Annotated in this window: 16 protein-coding genes and 1 rRNA gene; 3 read left to right on the top strand and 14 right to left on the bottom strand. The window is 71.1% G+C overall.

The genetic code is table 11. The features are described 5' to 3' along the window. Nucleotides 1-162 precede the first annotated feature (162 nt). From ACGF8A_RS26955 to ACGF8A_RS26935, 5 genes are all read right to left on the bottom strand, one after another. A complete protein-coding gene (locus tag ACGF8A_RS26955) occupies nucleotides 163-1,872 on the bottom strand; it encodes a uroporphyrinogen-III synthase (RefSeq protein ID WP_393112499.1) in 1,710 nt (569 codons plus the stop codon). Next, a complete protein-coding gene (hemC, locus tag ACGF8A_RS26950; RefSeq protein WP_393112497.1) occupies nucleotides 1,869-2,828 on the bottom strand; it encodes a hydroxymethylbilane synthase in 960 nt (319 codons plus the stop codon). Before hemC ends, ACGF8A_RS26955 begins: the two co-directional genes overlap by 4 nt. Continuing rightward, on the bottom strand, nucleotides 2,825-4,543 hold the full coding sequence (locus ACGF8A_RS26945; RefSeq protein ID WP_393112495.1) for a glutamyl-tRNA reductase: 1,719 nt from the start codon (nucleotides 4,541-4,543) through the stop codon (nucleotides 2,825-2,827). Before ACGF8A_RS26945 ends, hemC begins: the two co-directional genes overlap by 4 nt. Then, nucleotides 4,540-5,301: a redox-sensing transcriptional repressor Rex gene (locus ACGF8A_RS26940; protein ID WP_393112493.1), complete on the bottom strand. Its 762-nt coding sequence runs from the start codon at nucleotides 5,299-5,301 to the stop codon at nucleotides 4,540-4,542. Before ACGF8A_RS26940 ends, ACGF8A_RS26945 begins: the two co-directional genes overlap by 4 nt. Before the next feature lie 268 nt (nucleotides 5,302-5,569). Beyond that, nucleotides 5,570-5,878 carry a glutaredoxin family protein gene (locus tag ACGF8A_RS26935; RefSeq protein ID WP_393112491.1) on the bottom strand — a complete coding sequence of 103 codons (309 nt, stop codon included), beginning with the start codon at nucleotides 5,876-5,878 and terminating at the stop codon, nucleotides 5,570-5,572. 107 nt (nucleotides 5,879-5,985) lie between these two features. On the opposite strand from ACGF8A_RS26935, the gene ACGF8A_RS26930 reads away from it, so the two are divergent. From ACGF8A_RS26930 to ACGF8A_RS26920, 3 genes are all read left to right on the top strand, one after another. Continuing rightward, the gene (locus tag ACGF8A_RS26930) at nucleotides 5,986-6,906 is read left to right on the top strand and encodes an HAD family hydrolase (RefSeq protein ID WP_393112489.1); all 921 of its coding nucleotides are present in this window, start codon (nucleotides 5,986-5,988) and stop codon (nucleotides 6,904-6,906) included. A gap of 498 nt (nucleotides 6,907-7,404) precedes the next feature. Continuing rightward, the gene (locus ACGF8A_RS26925) at nucleotides 7,405-8,175 is read left to right on the top strand and encodes an ECF subfamily RNA polymerase sigma factor, BldN family (protein WP_393112487.1); all 771 of its coding nucleotides are present in this window, start codon (nucleotides 7,405-7,407) and stop codon (nucleotides 8,173-8,175) included. A gap of 246 nt (nucleotides 8,176-8,421) precedes the next feature. Then, nucleotides 8,422-9,660 (top strand): DUF5667 domain-containing protein, encoded by a 1,239-nt coding sequence (locus tag ACGF8A_RS26920; protein WP_393112485.1) that lies wholly within the window; start codon nucleotides 8,422-8,424, stop codon nucleotides 9,658-9,660. A gap of 89 nt (nucleotides 9,661-9,749) precedes the next feature. Here the strand turns inward: ACGF8A_RS26920 and ACGF8A_RS26915 are convergent, their stop codons facing one another. The 9 genes from ACGF8A_RS26915 to rrf all read right to left on the bottom strand — a co-directional run bounded on the left by ACGF8A_RS26915 (nucleotide 9,750) and on the right by rrf (nucleotide 17,060). Continuing rightward, entirely contained in the window at nucleotides 9,750-10,838 is a 1,089-nt protein-coding gene (locus tag ACGF8A_RS26915; protein ID WP_393112483.1) for a lysophospholipid acyltransferase family protein, read from the bottom strand. 14 nt (nucleotides 10,839-10,852) lie between these two features. Continuing rightward, nucleotides 10,853-11,914 carry an NAD-dependent epimerase/dehydratase family protein gene (locus tag ACGF8A_RS26910; RefSeq protein WP_393112481.1) on the bottom strand — a complete coding sequence of 354 codons (1,062 nt, stop codon included), beginning with the start codon at nucleotides 11,912-11,914 and terminating at the stop codon, nucleotides 10,853-10,855. A 280-nt stretch (nucleotides 11,915-12,194) separates the two neighbouring features. Continuing rightward, nucleotides 12,195-12,293, bottom strand: a complete 99-nt coding sequence (locus tag ACGF8A_RS26905; RefSeq protein ID WP_003948845.1) for a 30S ribosomal protein bS22 — start codon at nucleotides 12,291-12,293, stop codon at nucleotides 12,195-12,197. A 154-nt stretch (nucleotides 12,294-12,447) separates the two neighbouring features. Further along, nucleotides 12,448-12,663 carry a helix-turn-helix domain-containing protein gene (locus ACGF8A_RS26900; protein WP_393112670.1) on the bottom strand — a complete coding sequence of 72 codons (216 nt, stop codon included), beginning with the start codon at nucleotides 12,661-12,663 and terminating at the stop codon, nucleotides 12,448-12,450. A 135-nt stretch (nucleotides 12,664-12,798) separates the two neighbouring features. Continuing rightward, nucleotides 12,799-13,632, bottom strand: coding sequence for a phosphatase (locus ACGF8A_RS26895; RefSeq protein ID WP_393112479.1), 834 nt, complete (start codon nucleotides 13,630-13,632; stop codon nucleotides 12,799-12,801). Between the two features lie 184 nt (nucleotides 13,633-13,816). After that, entirely contained in the window at nucleotides 13,817-14,992 is a 1,176-nt protein-coding gene (locus ACGF8A_RS26890; protein WP_393112477.1) for an acetoin utilization protein AcuC, read from the bottom strand. After that, nucleotides 14,943-16,160 carry an MFS transporter gene (locus ACGF8A_RS26885; RefSeq protein WP_393112475.1) on the bottom strand — a complete coding sequence of 406 codons (1,218 nt, stop codon included), beginning with the start codon at nucleotides 16,158-16,160 and terminating at the stop codon, nucleotides 14,943-14,945. Before ACGF8A_RS26885 ends, ACGF8A_RS26890 begins: the two co-directional genes overlap by 50 nt. Nucleotides 16,161-16,238: 78 nt before the next feature. Continuing rightward, nucleotides 16,239-16,883, bottom strand: coding sequence for an HAD family hydrolase (locus tag ACGF8A_RS26880; RefSeq protein WP_393112473.1), 645 nt, complete (start codon nucleotides 16,881-16,883; stop codon nucleotides 16,239-16,241). Nucleotides 16,884-16,943: 60 nt separating this feature from the next. Further along, nucleotides 16,944-17,060 (bottom strand): 5S ribosomal RNA (gene rrf / locus ACGF8A_RS26875). Nucleotides 17,061-17,074: the final 14 nt, after the last annotated feature.

Raw genomic sequence — 17,074 nt, 5'->3', positions numbered from 1 at the left:
CACCCCCCACTTGCCGACACCCCGTCGGCCGGGGTACACGACCGCCCGCGACCACAGGGGCGCCGCCGGCGCCCCCCATCACACGGCGCCGCAGCACCCGCACCGAACGCGAGCGGGCCGCCGCAGGCATCCGGCCCGCGGCGGCCCGCCGCCCAGCACCCGTCAGGTGGTCGTACGCCTCCGCCGAGCCCCCGGCCGCCGCTCACTCGGCCGCGTCACCGGATCCCCGGCCTCGAGAGCCGCGACCCGCCGCTTCATCCCGAAGTCGGCCAGCGCCTCCGCCAGCCTGTGCACGGACGGCTCCGGAGCCATCACGTCCACCCGGAGCCCGTGCTCCTCGGCCGTCTTGGCCGTGGCGGGCCCGATGCACGCGATCACGGTCACGTTGTGCGGCTTGCCGGCGATACCGACCAGGTTGCGCACCGTGCTCGACGACGTGAAGAGAACGGCGTCGAAGCCACCACCCTTGATCGCCTCACGCGTCTCCGCGGGCGGCGGCGACGCCCGCACGGTCCGGTAGGCCGTGACGTCGTCCACCTCCCATCCGAGCTCGATCAGCCCCGCCACGAGCGTCTCCGTGGCGATGTCGGCCCGCGGCAGGAACACCCGGTCGATCGGGTCGAACACGGGGTCGTACGGCGGCCAGTCCTCCAGCAACCCCGCCGCCGACTGCTCCCCGCTCGGCACCAGATCGGGCTTCACACCGAAGGCGACCAGTGCCTTCGCCGTCTGCTCCCCCACCGCGGCGACCTTGATCCCCGCGAAGGCGCGGGCGTCGAGCCCGTACTCCTCGAACTTCTCCCGAACCGCCTTCACCGCGTTCACCGAGGTGAAAGCGATCCACTCGTAGCGGCCCGTCACCAGCCCCTTGACCGCCCGCTCCATCTGCTGAGGCGTCCGCGGCGGCTCGACGGCGATCGTCGGCACCTCGTGCGGCACGGCCCCGTACGACCGCAGCTGGTCGGAGAGCGAGGCCGCCTGCTCCTTGGTCCGTGGCACGAGCACCTTCCAGCCGAACAGCGGCTTGGACTCGAACCACGACAACTGCTCACGCCGAGCCGCGGCGGAACGCTCCCCGACCACGGCTATCACGGGCCGCCCGCCCTCCGGCGAGGGCAGCACCTTCGCCTGCTTCAGGGTCTGCGCGATCGTCCCGAGCGTCGCGGTCCACGTCCGCTGCCGCGTCGTGGTCCCCGCGACCGTCACGGTCAGCGGCGTGTCGGGCTTGCGCCCCGCGGACACCAGCTCACCGGCGGCGGACGCCACGGAATCGAGGGACGTCGACACGACCACGGTCCCGTCGGACGCCCCGACCTCGGTCCAGCACCGGTCGGAGGCCGTCCGGGCGTCGACGAACCGGACGTCCGCCCCTTGCGCGTCCCGCAACGGCACACCGGCGTACGCCGGCACCCCGACCGCGGCCGCGACACCGGGCACGACCTCGAACGGCACACCCGCCGCGGCGCAGGCGAGCATCTCCTCGGCGGCGTACGTATCCAGTCCGGGGTCACCGGACACCGCACGCACGACCCGCCTGCCGCCCCGCGCGGCCTCCATGACAAGATGTGCGGCATCCCGCACCGCGGGGGCCCCGACGGTTGCTGACGTACCGTCAACAACCGTCAGCTGAGGCGTGCCTGAGCCCGGACCGAGGTCCGGGGAAGGACCCGGCTCCGTGTTCACGACGGCGACGCCGGGCCTGGCGTGCGTACGCACCACGTCGAGCACCTCGTGCTCGGCGACGATGACGTCCGCGTTCGCCAGCGCCTCGACGGCGCGCAGGGTCAGCAGTCCCGGATCCCCGGGTCCGGCACCGAGAAAGGTGACGTGCCCGTGTTCCGGACCGGCGGCGGGAAGGTTGGTGGGGCTCAATGTGCTCGCTCCCCCATAAGACCGGCCGCGCCCTGGGCGAGCATCTCGGCGGCGAGTTCGCGGCCGAGTGCCACTGCCCGGTCGTGCGTGTCGGGCACGGGACCGGTGGTGGACAGCTGCACCGTGCGGGAACCGTCGGTCGTGCCGACGACGCCCCGCAGGCGCATTTCCTTGACAGTCTGCCCGTCGGCCAGGAGGTCGGCGAGCGCGCCCACAGGGGCGCTGCAACCGGCCTCCAGGGCGGCGAGCAGTGACCGCTCGGCGGTCACGGCGACCCGCGTGAACGGGTCGTCGAGCTCGCCGAGCATGGCGACCAGGTCCGCGTTGTCCGCGGCGCACTCGATCGCCAGGGCCCCCTGGCCGGGGGCGGGCAGAACCGTGTCGACCGACAGGAAGTCGGTCACCTCGTCGATCCGGCCGATCCGGTGCAGTCCGGCGGCGGCCAGTACGACGGCGTCGAGGTCGCCCTTGCGGACGTACCCGATCCGGGTGTCGACGTTGCCGCGGATCGGCACCGTCTCGATGTCCAGCCCGTGGCCGCGTGCGTACGCGTTCAGCTGCGCCATCCGGCGTGGCGAACCGGTGCCGATGCGGGCCCCGCGCGGCAGGTCGGTGAACTTCAGCGCGTCCCGGGCGACGATCACGTCCCGCGGGTCCTCGCGCAGCGGGACGGCGGCCAGCGCCAGGTCCTCGGGCTGCGTGGTCGGCAGGTCCTTCAGCGAGTGCACGGCGAAGTCGACGTCACCGCGCAGCAGCGCGTCGCGCAGCGCGGTCACGAACACACCGGTGCCGCCGATCTGCGCGAGGTGCTCGCGCGAGACGTCGCCGTACGTGGTGATCTCGACGAGCTCGACGGGCCGTCCGGTCACCTGGCTCACGGCTTCCGCCACCCGCCCGGACTGGGCCATGGCGAGCTTGCTCCGCCTGGTCCCCAGTCTCAGTGCCTTCTCAGTCATGCCGGCCCTCGGTTCTGTGCGTTCTTCTCCATGCTTTCCTCGGCGCGGGAGACGGAGGCCACCGTCTCGGGGTCGAGGTCGAACAGGGTGCGCAGCGCGTCCGCGTACCCGGCGCCGCCGGGCTCTGCCGCGAGCTGCTTCACCCGTACGGTCGGCGCGTGCAGCAGCTTGTCGACGACCCGGTGCACGGCCTGCCGGATCTCGCCGCGCTGCTTGTCGTCCAGACCCGGCAGCCGCCCGTCCAGGCGGGCGATCTCGCCGGCCACGACATCGGCGGCCATCGTCCGCAGCGCGACCACGGTCGGTGTGATGTGCGCGGCCCGCAGGGCGGCCCCGAACGCCGCCACCTCGTCGGAGACGATGTGGCGCACCTGGTCGACGTCGGCCGCCATCGGCGCGTCCGCGGAGGCCTCGGCCAGCGACTCGATGTCGACGAGCCGCACGCCGGCCAGCCGGTGCACGGCCGCGTCGATGTCCCGCGGCATCGCGAGGTCGAGCAGGTACAGGACCGGCTCGGGACGCGGCACCTCGGCGACCGGCTCGGGCTTGCGGTACTCGGGGATCCGGCCGGTGCTGGCCACGGTCGCGGCGAGCGCGGTGATCAGCTCGGGCGTCACCTCGGGCGTGCGGCGCGCCGCCTCCCGCCGCTCGAGCGCGCTGCCGGCGGCCCAGGCGGCGTGCTGTTCCAGCGTCGCCGCGTCCATGCCGGCCACGGCGGCCTCCCCCATCACGGAGAAGCCGGGGGCGGTCAGGTCCAGGGGGCAGTTCTCGTCGGCCCCCACGGAGGTGGGCGGCAACGGCGTCTGCCGTGCGTCCGGCCTCGGCGTCGCGGGGGACTGCGCGGCCGCCTCCTCGACCTGTGCGGGGCGGCCGGTACGGCCCTCGACCGCGGCCGCGATCTCCTCCGCCTGCATGACCAGACCCGTGGCGCCGGTGCAGGAGACCGCGAGGTCGGCACGTGTCAGCTCGGCCCGCACCGAATCCATCGGTACCGCCCGGGCCACCACGTCCGTGTCGTCGGCCTGGTTCAGGATCTGCGCGAGGCGTTCGGCCCGGTCGAGGGTGCGGTTCGCGATGACGATCTCGCCGACCCCCGCCCGCGCCAGCGTCGCCGCGGCCAGCGACGACATCGAGCCGGCGCCGACGACCAGCGCGCGCTTGCCCCGTGCCCACTTGTCCACGGCCGCGCCGGAGGTCAGCTGCTCCAGGCCGAAGGTGACCAGGGACTGCCCGGCCCGGTCGATGCCGGTCTCGGTGTGGGCGCGCTTGCCGACCCGCAGCGCCTGCTGGAACAGGTCGTTCAGCAGCCGCCCGGCCGTGTGCAGCTCTTGCGCGCGGGCCAGCGAGTCCTTTATCTGGCCGAGGATCTGGCCCTCGCCGACGACCATCGAGTCCAGCCCGCACGCCACCGAGAACAGGTGGTGGACGGCCCGGTCCTCGTAGTGCACGTACAGGTACGGCGTGAGCTCGTCCAGTCCGAGGCCGCTGTGCTGGGCGAGCAGCGTGGACAGCTCGGCGACACCGGCGTGGAACTTGTCCACGTCGGCGTACAGCTCGATGCGGTTGCAGGTGGCGAGCACCCCGGCCTCGGTGGCGGGTTCGGCGGCGACGGTGTCCTGCACCAGCTTGGCCTGGGCGTCCGTGCTCAGGGCGGCCCGCTCCAGCACGCTGACCGGAGCGCTGCGGTGACTCAGTCCGACGACGAGCAGACTCATGCCGGCATCACGGCGGGTACGTCCCCGTCGGGCCCCTTGTCGGCGGACTGCTTGCGGGCGGCGGCCGGGACGCCGCCGTCGGGCGTCGCGGCCTCCTCGCCGGCCTTGCGCTGCTCGTGGAAGGCGAGGATCTGCAGCTCGATGGAGAGGTCCACCTTGCGCACGTCGACGCCGTCCGGCACGGACAGCACGGTCGGCGCGAAGTTCAGGATGGAGGTGACACCGGCGGCGACCAGCCGCTCGCACACCTGCTGGGCGGCGCCCGCGGGGGTCGCGATCACGCCGATCGACACGCCGTTCTCCTGGATGATCTTCTCCAGGTCGTCGGTGTGCTGCACCGGGATCCCGGCGACCGCGCGGCCGGTGAGCGCGGGATCGGCGTCGATGAGCGCGGCGACCCGGAAGCCACGGGAGGCGAACCCGCCGTAGTTGGCGAGCGCGGCGCCGAGGTTGCCGATACCGACGATCACAACCGGCCAGTCCTGGGTGAGGCCCAGTTCGCGGGAGATCTGGTAGACGAGATACTCCACGTCGTAACCGACACCACGGGTCCCGTAGGAGCCGAGGTAGGAGAAGTCCTTGCGGAGCTTCGCGGAGTTGACCCCGGCCGCGGCCGCCAGCTCCTCGGACGAGACCGTGGGTACCGAGCGCTCGGACAGCGCGGTCAGGGCTCGGAGGTACAGCGGAAGACGGGCGACGGTGGCCTCGGGAATCCCTCGGCTACGGGTCGCCGGTCGGTGAGTTCGGCCAGTTGCCACGGTGCTCCTGCGGGTAGAGCGGGGCTTCGGGCGGTCATACGTCCCCGGACCGCCCCGTCGGATGCAGGCTATGTCTTTGTGAACGCGTGCACAAAGATGGTGTCCGATTTGCCCTGCCAACGTGACCGGGGTCACGCGTACTCCGTGAGGGGGCGAGAGGGGGGCCACAATCGAACACACTCCTGAAAAAGTTCCCGCCCCCGAGACCAGGTCGCCGTCGATCCTAAGCCAGACCGAGCGCCCGGTCAGGCCGTGAGCTACTCGGGAGTCACCCGGTGAGGGCCCTGCGGAGGCGGCCCTCGTCCACGCGCCAGAAGGTGTGCTGCTCGCCGTCCACCAGTACGACGGGGATCTGTTCCCAGTACTTCTCGTGGAGGTCCTTGTCCTCGGTGATGTCCTTCTGCTCCCACGACACACCGAGGTCGGCACAGACCTTCTCGATCACGATCTGTGCGTCATCACACAGATGGCAGCCTGGCTTGCGGATGAGCGTGACGAGGTGCTCCTGGGGCGCGGCGGCGGGCGCCACGCCCGAGGTGGCGGACCTGCGGCGGAAAATCGGGCTCATGCCCGCCATTCTCGCGCCACGCCGGGCCGTTTGTTTAACGGCGCCGACGCGGAGAGTTCACTGCGTTCCAACCTCGCGCCTGCGGAACCTCCGAACGGAATGGCTATGCTCACGCCATGGCCGCTCTCGGATGGCTCACTCCCCGTAGGCGCTCCGCCACGGCGCGGAGCGTGTTGGCAGGCGAGGCCGCGGCGGAGGCCGCGCGCAAGACACAGGACACCTCCGTCGTCGCCGGCGGTGGCGAGCCTGAGTTCCCCGTGCGCGGCGACGCGCAGGCCGCCGCGTTCTTCGACCTCGACAACACCGTGATGCAGGGCGCCGCGCTGTTCCACTACGGGCGGGGGCTGTACAAGCGGAAGTTCTTCGAGACCCGTGACCTCGCGAAGTTCGCCTGGCAGCAGGCGTGGTTCCGGCTGGCCGGGTTCGAGGACCCCGACCACATGCAGGACGTGCGGGAGTCGGCGCTGTCGATCGTGAAGGGGCACCGGGTCGCCGAGCTCCAGTCGATCGGCGAGGAGATCTACGACGAGTACATGGCCGAGCGGATCTGGCCGGGCACGCGGGCGCTGGCGCAGGCGCACCTGGACGCCGGGCAGAAGGTATGGCTGGTGACGGCCGCCCCGGTCGAGATCGCGCAGGTCATCGCGCGGCGGCTGGGCCTCACCGGGGCGCTCGGAACCGTGGCGGAATCGGTGGCCGGCGTGTACACGGGCAAGCTGGTGGGCGAGCCGCTGCACGGCCCGGCGAAGGCGGAGGCGGTGCGGGCGCTGGCCACGGCGGAGGGGCTGGACCTCTCACGCTGCGCGGCGTACAGCGACTCCCACAACGACATCCCGATGCTGTCCCTGGTGGGACACCCGTACGCCATCAACCCCGACAGCAAGCTGCGCAGACACGCCCGGGAGAAGGACTGGCGCCTGCGGGACTACCGCACCGGGCGCAAGGCGGCGAAGGTCGGGATCCCGGCCGCCGCGGGCGTGGGCGCCGTCGCCGGGGGGACCGCGGCGGCGATCGCGCTGCATCGCCGCCGCCGCTAGGACCCGCGACGGCCCTGCGGCCCCACGGCCCGCCGTACGCACGTGCGGCTCCGCGCCGGCCGTTCGACGGCCGCGCAGGTCGGCACCCCGGACACGCCCAGGCACCCCGTCGCGCCGAGCGTTCGGGCACTCCGCCGCGCCGAGCGTCCAGGCACCCCGGCCCCAGGCGCAACGCCGAGCACTTTCGAAACGCCGGGCAATCCAGACCCTGTACCCACGCCGGGCACCTTCCAGTCCCCTCACCCGCACCCGGCCACAACACGCCCCGTACCGACCCTGAAGTCGAGCCCATTCGATCAACAACCTGTCACTCTGCGGCACTTGATCGGCCGTGAATCAGTTACAGAAGCGACGTAATCGATGATTTGAGCAACTGGGCGTAGCAGCGCCTGCACGAAGCGTTATTCTCCTCAGACGCAATCCGGTACCCCTCTCGTCGCTACGACGGGTGAAAGGTCCCGCACTGCACGTGATGGAAGCTCTGCCTCTGGGAGTCCCGTGTACCCACACGTCGGGGTTGACGCCTCGGGCCTGGCTACGCTGCGCGCAACGGTCCAAGACCTGTTGCGCGGCTTCGTCCCCACCGCGTACGCCGTCCCCGCATTCACCACCGCCGCGCCGGTCGGCCCGTGCTACGCACTGGCCGACGGCAGCGCCGCGGTCGGCAGACGTGGCCGCGCCTCCGGTTCGGCCACCGCACGGCGTCCGGCCGCCGACAGCGACAGCGCCCGGATGATGGACCTCGTGGAGCGCGCCCAGGCCGGCGAGGCCGACGCCTTCGGCCGCCTCTACGACCAGTACAGCGACACCGTGTACCGCTACATCTACTACCGGGTGGGCGGCAAGGCGACCGCCGAGGACCTGACGAGCGAGACCTTTCTGCGGGCACTGCGCAGGATCGGTACGTTCACCTGGCAGGGGCGCGACTTCGGCGCATGGCTGGTCACCATCGCGCGGAATCTGGTCGCCGACCACTTCAAATCCAGTCGGTTCCGGCTGGAAGTGACCACCGGCGAGATGCTCGACGCCAACGAGGTCGAACGCTCACCGGAGGACTCCGTGCTGGAGTCCCTCTCGAACGCCGCACTGCTGGACGCGGTGCGCCGGCTCAACCCCCAGCAGCAGGAGTGCGTCACGCTCCGCTTCCTCCAGGGCCTCTCGGTGGCCGAGACCGCCCGCGTGATGGGCAAGAACGAGGGCGCCATCAAGACCCTGCAGTACCGCGCGGTGCGCACCCTCGCCCGCCTCCTCCCCGACGACGCCCGCTGAGCGCCGCGTCCGAAGAACCACGCTCCGCAATCCCCAACTCACCATCAGTGAAAGCCTGTTGACTTCGCCGCCCGTTCCTCCTCGGTCCGTAACCCAAGTGCCGCGCCGCTCGTTGTGCGGGATGCAGGCTCCCTGTGGTCACTCCCTGGCCGACTCCGATCCCTCGATCGTGTGCTTGTGGCCGGGGCGTGCAACCCTCAGGACCCCCTGGGGAGTCGACCGTCTTGACGAGAGGAGGTGCCGCCAGTGATCGCGAACGTATCGGCGCACCGGCGGGCGAACGCCTTCGCCCAGGCCCTGGAGGAGCAGTCCGATCGGGGCACGGCGGCCGAGCAGCCCGAGGAATCGGCCCCGGCTGCTACGGAACAACCGACCGGGCAGGGCCGCCTGTTGGCCCTCACGGCCGGTCTTGGCGCGTTGCCCAAGCCGGAGCTGGATCCCGAGGTCAAGGTCGTCCAGCGGGCGCAGCTGGTCGCTCAGTTCGAGGCCATGCTCCAGGGAGGCGGCGCGGCGGCATCCGGGCCCGACGTCCCCGAGCAGCGCTCCGCGCGAGGCCGTGGCGCCCACAGGGCCGCACCGCTGGGCAAGTTCCGCCCGCGTACGCGCCTGGCCAAGGGCCTCACCGCCGGCGGCCTCAGCGTGGGTGTGGCCGCCAGTGCCTTCGGCGGAGTGGCCGCCGCCAGCGGGGAGGCCCTCCCCGGGGACTCGCTGTACGGGCTGAAACGCGGCATCGAGGACTTCAAGCTCGGCCTCGCCGACGGCGACGACGAGCGCGGGCACATGTACCTCGACCAGGCGTCCACCCGGCTGAGCGAGGCCCGTCGGCTGATGGAGCGCGGCCGCAGCGGCCCCCTGGACCACGAGTCGCTCGGTGAGATCCGCCGTGCCCTGTCCGGTATGACGCACGACGCCTCCGAGGGCCGTCGGCTGCTGGCCGCGGCGTACGAACGCGACCCCGAGTCGCTGGGCCCCATCCAGGCGCTCTCCGCGTTCTCCCGCTCGCACCGCGACGCCTGGGGCGCCCTGCGCGAGCGGCTGCCGGTGCAGCTCGGCGATGTGAGTGAGCAGGTGTCGTCGGTGTTCGACGCCATAGACCAGGAAGTCGCCCCGCTGCAGTCCCTGCTCCCGCAGCCCCCCGCCCAGGGCGGCGCGGGCGAGGACAACAAGCGGCGCGGCCCCGGCAGCGGGCCCGCCACGGGTGCCACCGAGTCCGGACGCGGCTCGACGGCGCCCAGCAGCGGCAGCGGCTCCGCGGACGGCGACCGCACCGGCAGCGACGGCCCGAGCCGGTCCGCCGAGACCGGCGACGAGTCCGACGGCCTGCTCGGTGGCAACACCGGTGGCCTGCTCGACCCGCCCAAGGACATCGGCAGCGCCTCTCCGTCCCAGAGCAGGCCACCGGCCACCGAGCCCGACATCACGGTGCCGCCGCTGCTCCCGGGCCTGCTGCCGGGCCTCGGACTCGACGCCGAGGACGCCGAGTAGTTCTTCGGGCCTGCGGCTGTGGGGGCGTCCCTCGTGAGAGGGGCGCCCCCGTTTGTCGTATCCCCGCCGCGGTGCTCCGAGGGACGCGGTCAGAAGAAGACCGAGCGGCGCTGCACCAGCAGTTTGTACAGGGTGTGCTGGATCTGCTCCCTGACCTGGTCGGTCAGGTTGAACATCAGCATCGGGTCCTCGGCTGCCTCCGGCGGATAGCCGTCCGTGGGGATCGGCTCGCCGAACTGGATCGTCCACTTGGTGGGCAGGGGGATCGCCCCGAGGGGACCCAGCCACGGGAAGGTGGGCGTCAGCGGGAAGTACGGGAAGCCCAGGACGCGCGCGAGCGTCTTCGCGTTGCCGAGCATCGGATAGATCTCCTCCGCTCCGACGATCGAGCACGGGACGATCGGAGTGCCCTGGCGCAGCGCGGTGGAGACGAAGCCGCCACGGCCGAAGCGCTGGAGCTTGTAGCGCTCGCTGAAGGGCTTGCCGATGCCCTTGAAACCCTCCGGCATCACGCCGACGAGTTCGCCCTGCCCGAGGAGGCGTTCGGCGTCCTCCGCACAGGCCAGGGTGTGGCCGAGCTTGCGGGCGAGTTCGTTGACGACCGGGAGGACGAAGACCAGGTCGGCGGCGAGAAGACGCAGGTGGCGGCCGGCCGGGTGGTGGTCGTGCACGGCGACCTGCATCATCAGGCCGTCCAGCGGGAGGGTGCCGGAGTGGTTGGCGACGATCAGGGCGCCGCCCTCGGACGGGATGTTCTCGATGCCCTTCACCTCGACCCGGAAGTACTTCTCGTACACCGGGCGCAGCAGGGACATCAGGACCTGGTCGGTGAGTTCGGCGTCGTAGCCGAAGTCGTCGACCTCGTAGTCGCCGGTGAGGCGGCGGCGCAGGAAGGCGAGGCCCGCGGCGAGGCGCTTGTCCAGGCCGCCCTCGTCCGGGAGCCGCTGCTCGTCGGGCACGTCCAGCCGCTGTTCCTCGTCGGGCACGGGAACATCGTCCTGCGCACGCGAGCGGCCGGGCAGAGGCTGGACATCCCCCACCTCGCCCGCGTCCCGGACCCGCGCGGGCTCCCCGCCGGGCCGTCGGCTCCCCCCGCTCCGGCCGCGCCGCGGCGGCCGCTGCGCGGCGCTCCCGCGGGACCGGTCGTCGTCGAACGGAATGACCTTGGCGTCCGCCATCGTTGATGCGCTCCTCAGTTGGCGCTCTGCGTCGGGGGGTGGCCGCCGCCCGCGACGGGCAGTGCGGCGATGCGGGCGACCGCCCCCGCAAGGGCCTCGGGCGGCAGAAGTCCAGGTCCGCGGCTTCGCGCGAAGTCCGCAAACGTTTCCGCAGTGGTGTACTTCGGCTGGAACCCCAGCGTCTCGCGCATCTGGGTCGTGTCCACCACCCGGCCATGGGTCAGCAGTCGGATCTGCTCCGGTGAGAAGTCCGTCATGCCCAGGGTACGCACCAGCGAGCCGGTCCACGTGACGGCGGGCAGCAGCAACGGCAGGGTGGGGCGGCCGAGCCGCCGGGAGCACTGGGAGAGCAGCAGGACACCGTCGCCGGCGATGTTGAACGTGCCGCTGTTGAGGGTGCCGCGGCGCGGCTGGTGCGAGGCGATGCGCAGCACCTCGATCACGTCGTCCTCGTGCACGAACTGCAGCCGCGGGTCGTAGCCGAGGACGGTCGGCAGCACCGGCAGCGAGAAGTACGAGGCGAGCGGGGAGTCGGCGCTCGGGCCGAGGATGTTGGCGAACCGCAGCACGCACACCGCCACGTCCGGCCGGCGGCGCGCGAACCCGCGTACGTACCCCTCGACCTCCACCGTGTCCTTGGCGAAGCCTCCGCTGGGCAGCGACTTGGGCGGGGTCGTCTCACTGAACACGGCCGGATCGCGGGGCGCCGAGCCGTAGACGTTGGTGCTGGACTTCACCACCAGCCGCCGCACCGTGGGGGACTTCTGGCAGGCGCCGAGCAGCTGCATCGTCCCGATGACGTTGGTCTCCTTGACCGTGGCCCGGTTGCCGCTGCCCAGCGCGGTCGCGGTGACGTCCATGTGGACGACCGTGTCGGCGGCCGTCTCGGCCAGCACGCGCGCGATGGTGGGCTGCCGGATGTCGGCCCGGATGAAGTCCGCGCCGCCCAGATGGTGCTCGGGAGGTACCGCGTCCACGGCGACGACCCGCTCCACCTCGGGGTCCCGCTGGATCCGTCGTGCGAACCGGCCCCCCAGCTGGCGGGCCACTCCGGTCACGAGCACGACCTTGCCCAAGATCCGCGCCTTCCTTCCAGCCCTCGTACCGCTGCCGAGTTCCCGTCTGCGGTCAACCTAGCGGTTAGTTGTTGCGCTGTGATGGCTGCCCGCTGCACCAGGTGACGGGAAAGACTCGGTCGTACGACCAGAGTCTCCCGTTCACTGAGCGGGCATACGCGAGCGGCCTGTTCGCCGGAATATGCGTGTGGCCCCCCACCGGACGGGGTGGGGGGCCACAGCCACGCTTTCGCGGCGTTGCGGTGCGTCGATCTACCGCTTGTGTTGCTTCTGGAAGCGGTTACTTCTTGTTACGACGCTGAACGCGCGTGCGCTTGAGCAGCTTGCGGTGCTTCTTCTTGGCCATCCGCTTGCGCCGCTTCTTGATAACAGAGCCCACGACTACCCTCGCTCACTTCTCATCACTCGGTGTTTGGGCGCCATGGGCCCACACGACCTACGAGGGGCTAGCCTACCCGCCCGAGCGCTGAGGTCGTAATCGAGGTGCGCGGGGAGACCGGAAAGTGCCCTGAGCCGATCTCCCCGGATCGCCGTCAGGCCGTTTCCACCCCCACATAGCTGTCACGGAGGTACTCGTGAACCGCGTTCTCGGGGACGCGGAACGACCGCCCCACCCTGATCGCGGGCAGATGGCCGCTGTGCACCAAGCGGTACACGGTCATCTTCGACACTCGCATCACCGCGGCAACTTCCGCCACGGTAAGGAACTGGACCTCGCTCAGAGGCCTCTGATCTCCAGTTGCAGCCATGACACACCTGTACCTTCCGCACTCGACTTCGACGGCCACCGGCTTCCCCTTCCGGTGACTCTTCGTCGCTGCGTGCTCACTCCCCAGACTAGGGGCGGGTGATGCGAGTGGGGAAGAGGTGCACCCATCGGCGGCCTACTGTGACAGACACGCCCGATTGAGTACGTAGCGGGTAAGCGGCCGGTAGTAATCCGACCGCACGGCGTCATCAAGTGGAATGACCACCGCCACCCGCCCCTCGGCCTCGCCGACGAACGGCGCCGGATCGTTGGTGTCAGCCAGGCCGATCGCCTCGAACCCCAGCTGACCTGCACCGCAGACCCATCCGTGGTCCCCCACGACCAGCTCCGGGAGGGGCCCGCCGGCCTCGGCGACCGCGTCCAGAACGGTTCGAACCGGGAGCGGGGAATGAGTGTGTGCGCCGGTCGCACAACCGGGGCCGGGCGCGCCGGGCTCCTGCACCATCGCGACGCCTCGTACGTAATCAAGGTTGTACGTGCGTAGGCCGAACCTAGTCGTTATGTCGACAGAGCGACCCTTCGCCGGTGTGAGGACGGCACATCCGGCCGCCGACAAGGCGTCCGCCAGTGCGCCGTAGAAGCCGAGCAACCGGTGCGGGTGACCGGTCCCGAGCAACACGGGAGCACCACGCTCCGCGACGGCGGCGAGCCGTTCGGAGAACGCCTCCAGAGCGGCGAGCGTCAGCTCCGGGTCAATCACATCCGGGCCGGACACACACCTCGGATCAGCGGATACCCCGCACTTGTCCGCCATCAGGCCGATCAAATCCCGCTCGGTCCACGCCCATTCGGGATCGATCCCGATCAGCAAGCGCGGATCACGGGCCGCGAAGCCCCGATAACTCCGCAGACTCTCCTCCCGCGAGGTCGCCACGGCACCCGCCAGCCGAGCGGCCAGGAGATGCGCACGCAGACGGTCTCGGGCAGCGGGCGGGGTGAGGATGGGCATGGGGGGATGGTGGCGGACCTGGGCGGGGAGGTGGGGCGGGAACGGGGATACGGGGCTCGGTTGGCGTAATGGAGCCGCCACCACAGCGGCGGCGCCGGCCCGCACTGCCAGGCGGACCCGGCAGATCCCTGGCCCGGCACCCCCGGCCGGCAACCCCAGGACGGCAACCCCAGCACGGGCCGCTTCAGGCCAGCAGCCCCCGCAGCGGGAACGCGGCCCGGCGCGTGGCCAGCACAGCCTGATCCAGCCGGTCCGCAGGGTCGTACCCCGCCTCCCAGCCCCGCCACTCCACCGGCCACCGCCCGTCCGTCATCCGCGACGGCGCCAACTGCCGCGTACGGGCGTAGACCTCCTGCCGCCACCCCTCGGGGATCATCGACTCGGGCGCCACCTCCCGCCCGGCCGCGACTCCCACCAGATGGGTCCAGGACCGCGGCACCACATCCACCACCGCGTAACCGCCGCCGCCCAGGGCCACCCAGCGCCCCCCGGCGTACTCGTGCGCCAGTTCATGGCAGGCGACCTGCACGGCCCGCTGCGCGTCCAGGGAAACCGCCAGGTGCGCGAGAGGATCCTCGAAATGCGTGTCCGCACCGTGCTGCGTCACCAGCACCTGCGGCCGGAAGCCGGCGACAAGCTCCGGCACCACCGCGTGGAACGCCCGCAGCCACCCGGCATCCCCCGTCCCCGCCGGCAACGCCACATTCACCGCCGACCCCGCGGCAGGCCCCTCCGCTCCCGTCTCCTCCGGCCACCCGGTCTGCGGAAACAAGGTGCGGGGATGCTCGTGCAGCGAGATCGTCAGTACCCGCGGGTCCTCCCAGAACGCCGCCTGCACACCGTCGCCGTGATGCACATCGACATCCACATAGGCCACCCGCTCCGCCCCCAGCTCCAGCAACCGGGCGATGGCCAGCGAGGCGTCGTTGTAGATGCAGAAACCCGAGGCCGCCGCCGGCATCGCATGATGCAGCCCACCCGCGAAGTTCACCGCGTGCAGCGCGTCCCCCCGCCACACGGCCTCCGCGGCCCCCACCGACTGCCCCGCGATCAGTGCCGACACCTCATGCATCCCGGCGAAAGCGGGATCGTCCAACGTCCCCAGCCCGTAGGACTGGTCGGCCGCCCGCGGGTCCACCGACGCGGCCTTCACGGCCCCGATGTAGTCCTCCCGGTGAACGAGCCGCAGCGTCGACTCCCCCGCCGCCTTCGCCGCCACGACGTCCAGCTCACGATCCAGCCCGAACGCCTCGACCAGTCTCCGGGTCAGAGCCAGCCGGACCGGATCCATCGGATGGTCCGGCCCGAAGTCATAGCCCGTTACTGCCTCGTCCCACATCAGCTGTGCGCGGCCGCTCATGCCCGCCACCGTATCGGTACGGTTGAGCGGCGAACGACCGGGCGTACACGAGTGTCACCAGCACCAACACCATCGGTACGAGCATCGCCCCCCGATAGCTCCAGGCATCGCCCAGTGCCCCCACCAACGGCGAACCGATCAGAAACCCCACATAGTTGAAAATATTGAGCCGCGCCACGGCTGCATCAGAAGCCCCCGGAAACAATCTCCCACCCGCCGCGAACGCCTGCGGAACCAGCACACACAACCCCAGCCCCAGCAGGGTGAACCCGGCCAGCCCGGCCCACGCCGCGGGCGCCCCCGCCACCACCGCGAACCCCACCGCGGCGACCACCGCCCCGCCCCGTACGACCCGCACGGCACCGAACCGCCGCACCCCGAAGTCCCCGAGCGCCCGCCCCACCAGCGTGGTGACCATGTAGACGTTGTAGGGAACCGTCGCCATCTGCTCCGAGCTCCCCAGCACGTCCTGCGAGTACTTCGCACTCCAGTTGGCAACGGTCGCGTCCCCGATGTACGCGAAGGTCATCACCAGACACAAGGGCAGCAGCGCCCGGAAGGCGACACCCCCCGCCTCACCGGCGCCCGCGCCTTCGACCCCTTCGGCGCCATCCCCGTCGACGTACCACCGGCTTCCCACCAGGGCCGCCGGCACCAGCACCCCCACCACCGGCAGATACGACACGACCAGCGCCAGCCCCCAGTGCGCCCCCACCCACGCCAACGACGCCCCCACGATCCCGCCGAGGCTGTACGCGGCATGGAACCCGAGCATGATGCTGCGCCCGTACGACCGCTGCAGGCTCACCCCCAGCATGTTCATCGAGGCATCCAGGGCCCCCACCGCCAGGCCGAACGCGGCCAGCGCCACCGCCAGCTCCACCATCCGCTCACCGGCGCCCACCCCCAGCAGCGCCAGCAGCACCACCGGCTGGGACCACCGCAGCACCGAGCTGGGCGGTACACGCCTCACCAGCCGCTCGGTCGCCACGCTCCCGACGCCGGCCAGCACCGGCACCGCGGCCAGAAACGCCGGCAGCAGCGCGTCGGAGACCCCGTACCGGTCCTGGATGGCCGGAATCCGCGTCACCAGAAGAGCGAACGCAACGCCCTGGGCGAAGAAGCCGAACGCCAACGAGGCCCTGCCGCGCCGCAGCACACGAGTCATGGCGGCGAGCGTAGGGCCCCGAGCTACCGCTGGGTATATCCAGCCAAAGATGAATTGTCCTCAGCTTCAGGTCCCGGCTCAGATCAACAGTTCCGCCAACTCCCCCATGTCACCGAACAGTCGCGTCGCCCCACTCAGCCTCGCCGCCGGCGTCATCGCGGTGAACCCGTACACCACCATCCCGGCCGCGACCGCCGCCCGCACGCCCAGCGGACTGTCCTCGACGACGACACATCGCTCCGGCGCCACCCCCATCCGCTCGGCCGCGTACAGGAAGAGATCAGGCGCCGGCTTCCCCCTCCCCACATCCTCGGAACTGAAGATCCGCCCATCATCGAACCACCGTTCCAGCCCGGCCGCCCGATGCCCCACCCTGATCCGCTCATGACTCCCGGACGAGGCCACGCAGTACGGCACGCCCTCCGCCACCAGCTTCCCGAGTACGTCCACAGCACCGGGCACCGCCTTCAACTCCCGCTCGAACGCGGCGAACACCCGACCGTGGAAGACGTCGTCGAAGTCACCCGGCAACCGCTGCCCGGTCCGCTCCGCCACCAGGTCGTGCACGCGGTGCATGGCGGCGCCCATGTAGTCGCGCAGGGAGTCCTCGTACGAGGTCGGATGTCCGAGCTCGGTGAGATACGCCGCCAGGAGCCGGTTGGAGAGAGGCTCGCTGTCGACGAGAACGCCGTCGTTGTCGAAGATCACCAGGTCATAGCGCATACGTGAACCCTAAACGCAGAAAACCCCGCATCCGAAGATGCGGGGTTTCCCTCAATAATTGTTCGGCGGCGTCCTACTCTCCCACAGGGTCCCCCTTGCAGTACCATCGGCGCTGTAAGGCTTAGCTTCCGGGTTCGAAATGTAACCGGGCGTTTCCCTCACGCTATGACCACCGAAACACTATGAAACAC

This window comes from Streptomyces sp. NPDC047706 (assembly GCF_043204795.1).
In the GTDB taxonomy this organism is placed as follows: Bacteria; Actinomycetota; Actinomycetes; order Streptomycetales; family Streptomycetaceae; genus Streptomyces.
This window is presented reverse-complemented; position numbering and strand designations above follow the sequence as displayed.

Coding starts and splice junctions, on each gene's coding strand:
- hemC (WP_393112497.1), bottom strand. CDS start 2,828: ATGACTGAGAAGGCACTGAGACTGGGGACCAGGCGGAGCAAGCTCGCC.
- ACGF8A_RS26945 (WP_393112495.1), bottom strand. CDS start 4,543: ATGAGTCTGCTCGTCGTCGGACTGAGTCACCGCAGCGCTCCGGTCAGC.
- ACGF8A_RS26935 (WP_393112491.1), bottom strand. CDS start 5,878: ATGGCGGGCATGAGCCCGATTTTCCGCCGCAGGTCCGCCACCTCGGGC.
- ACGF8A_RS26930 (WP_393112489.1), top strand. CDS start 5,986: ATGGCCGCTCTCGGATGGCTCACTCCCCGTAGGCGCTCCGCCACGGCG.
- ACGF8A_RS26915 (WP_393112483.1), bottom strand. CDS start 10,838: ATGGCGGACGCCAAGGTCATTCCGTTCGACGACGACCGGTCCCGCGGG.
- ACGF8A_RS26900 (WP_393112670.1), bottom strand. CDS start 12,663: ATGGCTGCAACTGGAGATCAGAGGCCTCTGAGCGAGGTCCAGTTCCTT.
- ACGF8A_RS26895 (WP_393112479.1), bottom strand. CDS start 13,632: ATGCCCATCCTCACCCCGCCCGCTGCCCGAGACCGTCTGCGTGCGCAT.
- ACGF8A_RS26890 (WP_393112477.1), bottom strand. CDS start 14,992: ATGAGCGGCCGCGCACAGCTGATGTGGGACGAGGCAGTAACGGGCTAT.
- ACGF8A_RS26885 (WP_393112475.1), bottom strand. CDS start 16,160: ATGACTCGTGTGCTGCGGCGCGGCAGGGCCTCGTTGGCGTTCGGCTTC.
- ACGF8A_RS26880 (WP_393112473.1), bottom strand. CDS start 16,883: ATGCGCTATGACCTGGTGATCTTCGACAACGACGGCGTTCTCGTCGAC.